At 61.6% G+C, this 7911-nt stretch carries 8 protein-coding genes; 7 read left to right on the plus strand and 1 reads right to left on the minus strand.

Translation table 11 applies throughout. From position 1 onward, the window contains the following. The 7 genes from ABJN75_RS06990 to scpA all read left to right on the plus strand — a co-directional run. Positions 1-333: carboxyl transferase domain-containing protein (locus ABJN75_RS06990; RefSeq protein WP_348438118.1), on the plus strand; the 333-nt coding region annotated here is incomplete at its 5' end. Positions 334-345: 12 nt separating this feature from the next. Beyond that, the gene (locus ABJN75_RS06995) at positions 346-840 is read left to right on the plus strand and encodes a hypothetical protein (RefSeq protein WP_348438120.1); all 495 of its coding nucleotides are present in this window, start codon (positions 346-348) and stop codon (positions 838-840) included. A 154-nt stretch (positions 841-994) separates the two neighbouring features. Then, positions 995-1390 (plus strand): cupin domain-containing protein, encoded by a 396-nt coding sequence (locus tag ABJN75_RS07000; RefSeq protein ID WP_348438122.1) that lies wholly within the window; start codon positions 995-997, stop codon positions 1388-1390. A 331-nt stretch (positions 1391-1721) separates the two neighbouring features. Then, positions 1722-2648 carry a glutathione-dependent disulfide-bond oxidoreductase gene (gene yghU, locus ABJN75_RS07005; RefSeq protein ID WP_348438124.1) on the plus strand — a complete coding sequence of 309 codons (927 nt, stop codon included), beginning with the start codon at positions 1722-1724 and terminating at the stop codon, positions 2646-2648. Next, a complete protein-coding gene (locus ABJN75_RS07010; RefSeq protein ID WP_348438126.1) occupies positions 2648-3025 on the plus strand; it encodes a hypothetical protein in 378 nt (125 codons plus the stop codon). The genes yghU and ABJN75_RS07010 overlap by 1 nt, the downstream gene beginning before the upstream one ends. A gap of 204 nt (positions 3026-3229) precedes the next feature. Next, positions 3230-5236 (plus strand): acetyl/propionyl/methylcrotonyl-CoA carboxylase subunit alpha, encoded by a 2007-nt coding sequence (locus ABJN75_RS07015; protein WP_348438128.1) that lies wholly within the window; start codon positions 3230-3232, stop codon positions 5234-5236. After that, positions 5233-7371 carry a methylmalonyl-CoA mutase gene (gene scpA, locus ABJN75_RS07020; RefSeq protein ID WP_348438130.1) on the plus strand — a complete coding sequence of 713 codons (2139 nt, stop codon included), beginning with the start codon at positions 5233-5235 and terminating at the stop codon, positions 7369-7371. Before ABJN75_RS07015 ends, scpA begins: the two co-directional genes overlap by 4 nt. Before the next feature lie 121 nt (positions 7372-7492). Here scpA and ABJN75_RS07025 read toward each other — a convergent pair. After that, on the minus strand, positions 7493-7911 hold a 419-nt coding region (locus ABJN75_RS07025; protein WP_348438132.1), incomplete at its 5' end, for an endonuclease domain-containing protein.

The following is a 7911-nucleotide window of genomic DNA, read 5'->3' on the forward strand; positions in this document are numbered from 1 at the left end:
GCCTATGGCGGCGCCTACGACGTGATGAGCTCCAAGCACATCCGCGCCGATGTCAACTATGCCTGGCCAACGGCGCAGATCGCGGTGATGGGGGCCAAGGGCGCCACCGAGATCCTGTATCGCTCCGAGCTTGGCGACCCGGACAAGATCGCCCGGCGCACCGCCGATTACGAAGACCGCTTCGCCAACCCCTTCGTCGCCGCCCAGCGCGGCTTCATCGACGAGGTGATCATGCCGCACTCGACCCGGCGCCGCGTGATCCGGGCGTTCGAAATGCTGAAGACCAAGAAGGTGACGCAACCGCTGCGCAAGCACGACAACATTCCGCTGTGAGGGAACATTTTTGTGACCGAACCGCACCATAGAGGAGGATTTTCTATTCCCGAGTCCCCCCAAAAAAATCCCATTTCTCTCTTGCTATCGGAGACTGATTTAGCGGTCAATTCGGTAACAAGCCTCGGGAAAACGATAAAATATGGAATATCTATTTCCGGTGCAATTTGCTTTGCCGTGGCAGGACTTGCCGGTGCTGTTTTCAATGCTAACCCACCAATCGGCTATGTGTTTTCCATTTCTTCTCAAGTAACAATTATTTCGGGATTTTTCTGCCTACTTTCAGGTCTAATCCTGATATTCTCTTTAGAAAAAATAGAAGGCGAAACCAGAAGTCTACGCGCCCATTTTGAAGATGGAGACCGAAGTGAAATTGATAGGTTAAAGATTAAGATTAGTAAGCTTTTTTCCAAACCGACTGTGAAATTCCTACCCTATATATTTGGCGCAGCGTTTTCGATTTGTCTCATCAGCTCATTCATCACGTTTCGTGAGGTTGTCCTTTGATGTTCTATGGAAAATTATTTCCACGTTTGCACTTCGGTCCAATGTTGACGAGCGCTCTTTCAGCGTCTCTAGAATTTGGATTGAATAGCGTTTGCATCCCCACCATTTGCGACGAATTTCCAACTACATTCCGCCTCATCCAAAGGATCCAACCATGAAGATCACACGCGCAGGATCGACGCCGTCGGCCAAGGGGCCGGATGACTATTTCACCGGCGCAGTGCGTCTCGACAAGCTGTTTCAGGCCGAGGAACCTGGGCGGGTGCAAGGCGCGTCGGTGACGTTCGAGCCCGGTGCGCGAACGGCATGGCACACGCATCCGCTGGGGCAGACCATCATCATCACCTCGGGTCTTGGCCGGGCGCAGCGCGAGGGCGGACCGGTGGAAACGATCCGGCCCGGCGATGTGGTCTGGTTCGAACCGGGCGAGAAGCACTGGCATGGCGCTTCGCCCGATGTGGCGATGAGCCATATCGCCATCCAGGAGGCGCTCGACGGGGTGGCCGTGGTCTGGCTCGACCAGGTGAGCGACGACGATTATGCCGGTTGAGGCGAAGATGGCTGAGGCGAGGATGTCGCGCCCCACCCACGGCACGCGGCCCGACAGGGCGGGCGATCGCGCGTCTCCCGTCATCCCGGCCTTGAGCCGGGATCCAGCGACCCGGCGTCTGCCGGGTCAAAGGACTCTTTTCAGCCCAGAGACCCGGGCTGACTGGATACCGGATCAGGTCCGGCATGACGAATTGGCAGGTGCCCGAACTGAGAACCAGGCTGTGAGTGCGCGGCTCGCACCCCACCTCCCGCAACTCCGCTGCTGCAATCCTCAGCAATCTGCCTATATTCCCCGGTGAGACCCCTCTCACCAACAAGGACGAGTTTTCATGACTGACGAAACCAAGTTTCCGCCCGAGAAGAATTTTCCCGCAGGATACGAGCCTGCAAAGGTGTGGGAATGGCAAAAGGGCAATGGCGGGCAGTTCGCCAGCATCAACCGGCCCATCGCCGGCCCGACGCATGACAAGGAATTGCCGGTCGGCAAGCATCCGCTGCAGTTGTATTCGCTGGCCACGCCCAACGGCGTGAAAGTCACGGTGATGCTGGAAGAACTGCTGGCGGCAGGGCACACCGGTGCCGAATACGACGCCTGGCTGATCCGTATCGGCGACGGAGACCAGTTCGGCTCGGGCTTTGTCGACATCAATCCGAATTCCAAGATTCCGGCGATGATGGACCATGCGCCCAAGGGCGGCGGCGAGCCGGTGCGGCTGTTCGAGAGCGGCTCGATCCTGTTCTACCTGGCCGAGAAATTCGGCGCTTTCCTGTCGACCGACACCCGCGTCCGGGCCGAGACGATGAACTGGCTGATGTGGCAAATGGGGGCAGGCCCTTACCTCGGCGGCGGCTTCGGGCATTTTTATGCCTATGCGCCGATGAAGATCCAGTACGCCATCGACCGCTTCGCCATGGAGGTCAAACGCCAGCTCGACGTGCTTGAGCGGCATCTTGCGGACCATGAATACATGGCCGGCGCCGAGTATTCGATCGCCGACATGGCGATCTGGCCCTGGTATGGCCGTCTGGTCAAAGGCGGCGCCTACGAGGCCGGCGAATTCCTCGACGTGGCGTCCTACACCAACGTGATCCGCTGGACCGACCAGATCGGCGCGCGCCCGGCGGTGGGTCGCGGCCGCATCGTCAACAAGACGTTTGGCGAACTCTCGGAACAATTGCACGAGCGCCATGACGCGTCCGATTTCGAGCTGAAGACCCAGGACAAGCTGGACGCGCAAAAGGAAGACAAAGCCTGATGGCCAAGCTGCCCGAAATGACCAAGCATCGCGGAATCCCGTCCGGCCTGCCCGGCACGGGGTTCCAGTTCACCATCCGCCGCGCCAATCCGCGCGGTGTGACGGCGATCATCAACCGGCGCCGCATGGCCGACCGGACACCGACGGAAAAGCTCGCCGACACGGCGTTTCTGCATGCGCTGTGGCACCGCTTCGGCGATGAGCCGTTCGAGCGTGGCAATCTCGATGCGGGCCGGATCAGCTGGCTGTTCGGGCGCGAGATCGTGCCCGCCGAAGAACCCTTCGATGCGCAATCCTACACGGCCATGCTGCGGATTGACGAACGTGTGGGGCGGGCGAGTTACCCCGCAGCCTTCGAGGATGTGCTCGAGGTGTGATGATCTGGGCAAGCTGCCTCTCCCCCTGGTGGGGGAGACGGCGATTTCGGCGGGTTAGCCGGAAGCTGAACGCCGGAAATTGCAAGAGACGGGGCCGGCGCCGGGATCGATGCCATAGCGCCAGGACTACAGATCCCCGGGTCAGGCCCGGGGATGACGACGGAAAACACGGGCCGGTTCGGCCCGCAATCGGGGACGAAGTGCATGTTTTCAAAAATCCTGATCGCCAACCGCGGTGAAATTGCCTGCCGGGTCATCAAGACCGCCAAGAAGATGGGGATTGCGACGGTCGCTGTCTATTCCGACGCCGACCGGGACGCCGAGCATGTCCGGCTTGCCGACGAGGCGGTGCACATCGGCGCAGCCCCGGCCAACCAGTCCTACCTCATCCCCGAGAAGATCATCGCCGCCTGCAAGCAGACCGGCGCGCAGGCCGTGCATCCGGGCTACGGGTTCCTGTCCGAGCGGGCCTCGTTCTGCGAGGCGCTGGAAGCCGAAGGCATCGCCTTCATCGGACCGAAGGTCAAGGCCATCGAGGCGATGGGCGACAAGATCACCTCGAAGAAGATAGCCGCTGAAGCCGGTGTCTCTACCGTACCGGGCCATATGGGGCTGATCGACGACGAGGCGCATGCGGCCAGAATCGCGGCGGAAATCGGCTATCCGGTGATGATCAAGGCATCCGCCGGTGGTGGCGGCAAGGGCATGCGGATTGCCTGGAACGACGCCGAGGCGCGCGAGGGCTTCACCCGCTCGAAATCGGAAGCGGCCAGCTCGTTTGGCGACGACCGGATTTTCATCGAGAAATTCATCGAGGAGCCGCGTCATATCGAAATCCAGCTGATCGGCGACAGCTTTGGCAATGTCATCTATCTGGGCGAGCGCGAATGCTCGATCCAGCGGCGCAACCAAAAAGTTGTGGAGGAAGCACCCTCGCCTTTCCTTGACGCTGAAACCCGCAAGGCCATGGGCGAGCAATCGGTGGCGCTGGCAAAGGCTGTTGATTACCAGTCGGCAGGCACTGTCGAGTTCATCGTCGACAAGAACCGCAAGTTCTATTTCCTGGAGATGAACACGCGGCTGCAGGTCGAGCATCCGGTGACCGAGCTGATCACCGGCGTCGACCTGGTCGAGCAGATGATCCGCGTTGCTGCCGGCGAGAAGCTCGCCTTCACGCAAGCTGATGTAAAGCTCAATGGCTGGGCGGTGGAAAGCCGGCTTTACGCTGAAGACCCCTACCGCAATTTCCTGCCCTCGATCGGACGGCTGACGCGCTACCGGCCGCCGCAGGAAGGCACCATCGACGGCATCACCATCCGCAATGACACCGGCGTCACCGAAGGCTCGGAGATTTCGATGTTCTACGATCCGATGGTGGCCAAGCTGTGCACCCACGCGCCGACGCGGATGGAAGCGATCGACGCGATGGCCGACGCGCTGGACCGGTTCGAGGTCGAAGGCATCGGCCACAATCTGCCATTCCTGTCGGCGCTGATGCAGCATCCGCGCTGGCGCGAGGGACGGCTGTCGACCGGCTTCATCGCCGAGGAATATCCCGAAGGCTTCGGCCCGGTGCCGCCCGATGACGCCACCGTTGAGCGCTTCGCCATAGCGAGCCTGCTGCTCAGCCATATTCACGGCGAGCGCAACGCGCAAATCTCCGGCGCCCGCTTCAGCCAGGCGGAAAAGCGCGCCCACGAGGACAAGGTGGTGCGGATCGCCGGTCAGGAAATTGTCGGCCACATCGACGACACCGACGATGTCTTCATGGTCCGCCTGCCGGGCCAGGAACCGCTCTCCGTGACCACCGACTGGACCCCGGGCGCCAGACTCGCGATTTTCGACATCGACGGCGCCAGCCATGCGATCAAGGTCGAGCCCGCCGATGCCGGCTGGAGATTGCGGCAACTGGGCGTCGATGTCCGGGTGCAGGTGTTCAGCCCGCGGATTGCCGAACTGGCCCGGCTGATGCCTGAGAAAGTGGCGCCCGACACCTCAGCCTTCCTGCTGTGCCCGATGCCGGGACTGATCGTCTCGATTGCGGTGAGTGAAGGCGACGAGGTGCAGGAGGGCCAGACGCTGGCGATCGTCGAGGCGATGAAGATGGAGAATGTGCTGAAAGCCGAGCGCAAGGGCGTGGTCTCGCGCATCCCGGTCAAAGCCGGCGACAGCCTCGCCGTCGACGAGATCATCATGGAGTTTGCGAAATGACCAAGTCCACCCGCGACTGGCTCGAGCTTGCCAGCAAGGATCTCAAGGGCAAGCCGATCGAAAGCCTCAACACCGCGACGCCGGAAGGCATCACGCTGAAGCCGCTCTACACCGCCGAGGACCTGCCGGAAAGTGCCGCCACCGAACTGCCGGGCTTCGCGCCCTTCACCCGCGGCGTGCGCTCGACCATGTATGCCGGCCAGCCCTGGACGATCAGGCAATATGCCGGGTTCTCGACAGCCGAGGAATCAAACGCGTTTTATCGCAAGAACCTGGCGGCAGGGCAAAAAGGGTTGTCCGTGGCCTTCGATCTGGCCACCCACCGGGGCTATGATTCCGATCATCCGCGGGTCAGCGGCGATGTCGGCAAGGCTGGCGTGGCGATTGATTCGGTCGAGGACATGAAGATCCTGTTCGATGGCATACCGCTCGGAGAAATGAGCGTGTCGATGACCATGAACGGCGCCATCATCCCGGTCCTGGCAATGTTCATCGTCGCCGGCGAGGAACAGGGTGTGGACCGCGCCAGGCTCACCGGCACCGTGCAGAACGACATCCTCAAGGAGTTCATGGTCCGCAACACCTATATCTATCCGCCCAAACCCTCGATGCGGATCGTTGCCGACATCATCGAGTTCACGGCAGCCGAAATGCCGAAATTCAACTCGATCTCGATTTCCGGCTACCACATGCAGGAAGCCGGTGCGACACTGGCGCAGGAGCTGGCCTACACGCTCGCCGACGGCATGGAATATGTCCGCGCCGCACAGGCCAAGGGGCTCGATGTCGACGCCTTCGCCGGCCGGCTGTCGTTCTTCTTCTGCATCGGCATGAATGTGTTCATGGAAGCGGCGAAACTGCGCGCGGCACGCGCCATGTGGTCGAAGATCATGAGTGATTTCGGCGCCAAATCCGAACGTTCGAAGATGCTGCGCACCCATTGCCAGACTTCGGGCGTGTCGCTGACCGAACAGGATCCCTACAACAATGTGGTGCGCACCGCATTTGAAGCCATGGCCGCGGTGCTGGGCGGCACCCAGTCGCTGCACACCAATTCGTTTGACGAGGCAATCGCGCTGCCGACGGAATTCTCCGCCAGGATCGCGCGCAACACACAGCTCATTCTGGCGCACGAAACCGGCGTGACCAACGTCGTCGATCCGCTTGGCGGCTCCTACTATGTCGAGAAGCTGACCGCCGATCTGGCCGAGAAAGCCTGGGAGCTGATCGCCGAGGTCGAGTCGCTCGGCGGCATGACCAAGGCGGTCGAGCAGGGCCTGCCGAAGATGCGCATCGAGGAAGCCGCCGCACGGCGTCAGGCACGGATCGACCGCGGCGAGGACGTCATTGTCGGGGTTAACCGGTTCCGGCTCGCCGACGAGCCGCAGGTCGACATCCTCAACATCGACACCGAAAAGGTGCGCGCCGGCCAGGTGGCGCGGCTCAACAAGATGCGCCAGACCCGCGACGCCCAGGCCCATCTCGCGGCCATTGCGACGCTGGAACAGGTGGCCGCCACCGGCAAGGGCAACCTCCTGTCGGCAGCCGTCGACGCGGCGCGGGCACGGGCCTCGCTGGGCGAAATCTCCGACGCCATGGAGCGCGGCTTCGGCGGCCGTCACCACGCCATCACCAAGGTGATCGGCGGCGTCTATGAAGACGTCTATCACGATGATCCGGAGTATCAGGCGATCCGGTCGCGTATTGCCGATTACACCGCTGACAAGGGCCGGGCGCCGCATGTGCTGGTCGCCAAGATGGGCCAGGACGGTCATGATCGCGGCGCCAAGGTGATCGCCACGGCGTTTGCCGACATGGGCTTCAAGGTGGATCTCACCGACATGTTCGAAACACCGGAAGAAGTCGCCGTCAAGGCCACCGTGCTCGGCGTCGACGTGGTTGGCGTCTCGTCGCTGGCCGCGGGCCACAAATCGCTGGTGCCGGACCTGATCACCCGGCTCAAAGACAAGGGCGGTGCCGACATTCAGGTCGTGGTCGGCGGCGTCATCCCCGAACAGGATTACGCCTTCCTGCGCGAAGCCGGCGTCGCCGAAATCTTCGGCCCGGGCTCGAACGTGCTCGATGCCGCCAACGCCGTGCTGGCACGGATTTCGGGACTGAAGCGCAATATGTGAGCCCCCTCATCCGTCTGCGACGGTTCACGGAACCGCCGCATCCACCTTCTCCCACGAGGGGAGAAGGGAGGTGCGTCATGTCTCTACGCCCCGTTGAAATTGCAAGGTTCCGCTGTTGGCATCACGAATACTGATGAACGACATTGCCGGCAATCCATACCGTCCCCGGCCCTGCTCTCAATATCGCAGTGTAAACCACCGATCCGGTCCCCACCCTCCTCCCTTCTCCCCTTGCGGGAGAAGGTGGATCCGGGCGTTCCGTGAACGCCCGGAGACGGATGAGGGGTGTCTGCCGCCAGTCCTGCCTGAGCGACATATCCCGCGCATAGGCCATGATTGTCGCACATGTGGCTTCGAGATCGTGCATCACGTCGTCATTCCAGAACCGCAGCACCCGGAAGCCGAACCGTTCCAGATTTGCATCGCGGGCCAAATCGCGCTGACTTTCAGCATGTTGAACGCCATCAACCTCGACAATCAGTTTCGCCTCCAGGCAGACGAAATCCGCGACATACGATCCAAGCGGCACCTGCCGCCGGA

Origin of the sequence: Hoeflea sp. (assembly GCF_039975035.1) — a bacterium.
Taxonomy (GTDB): Bacteria; Pseudomonadota; Alphaproteobacteria; order Rhizobiales; family Rhizobiaceae; genus Hoeflea.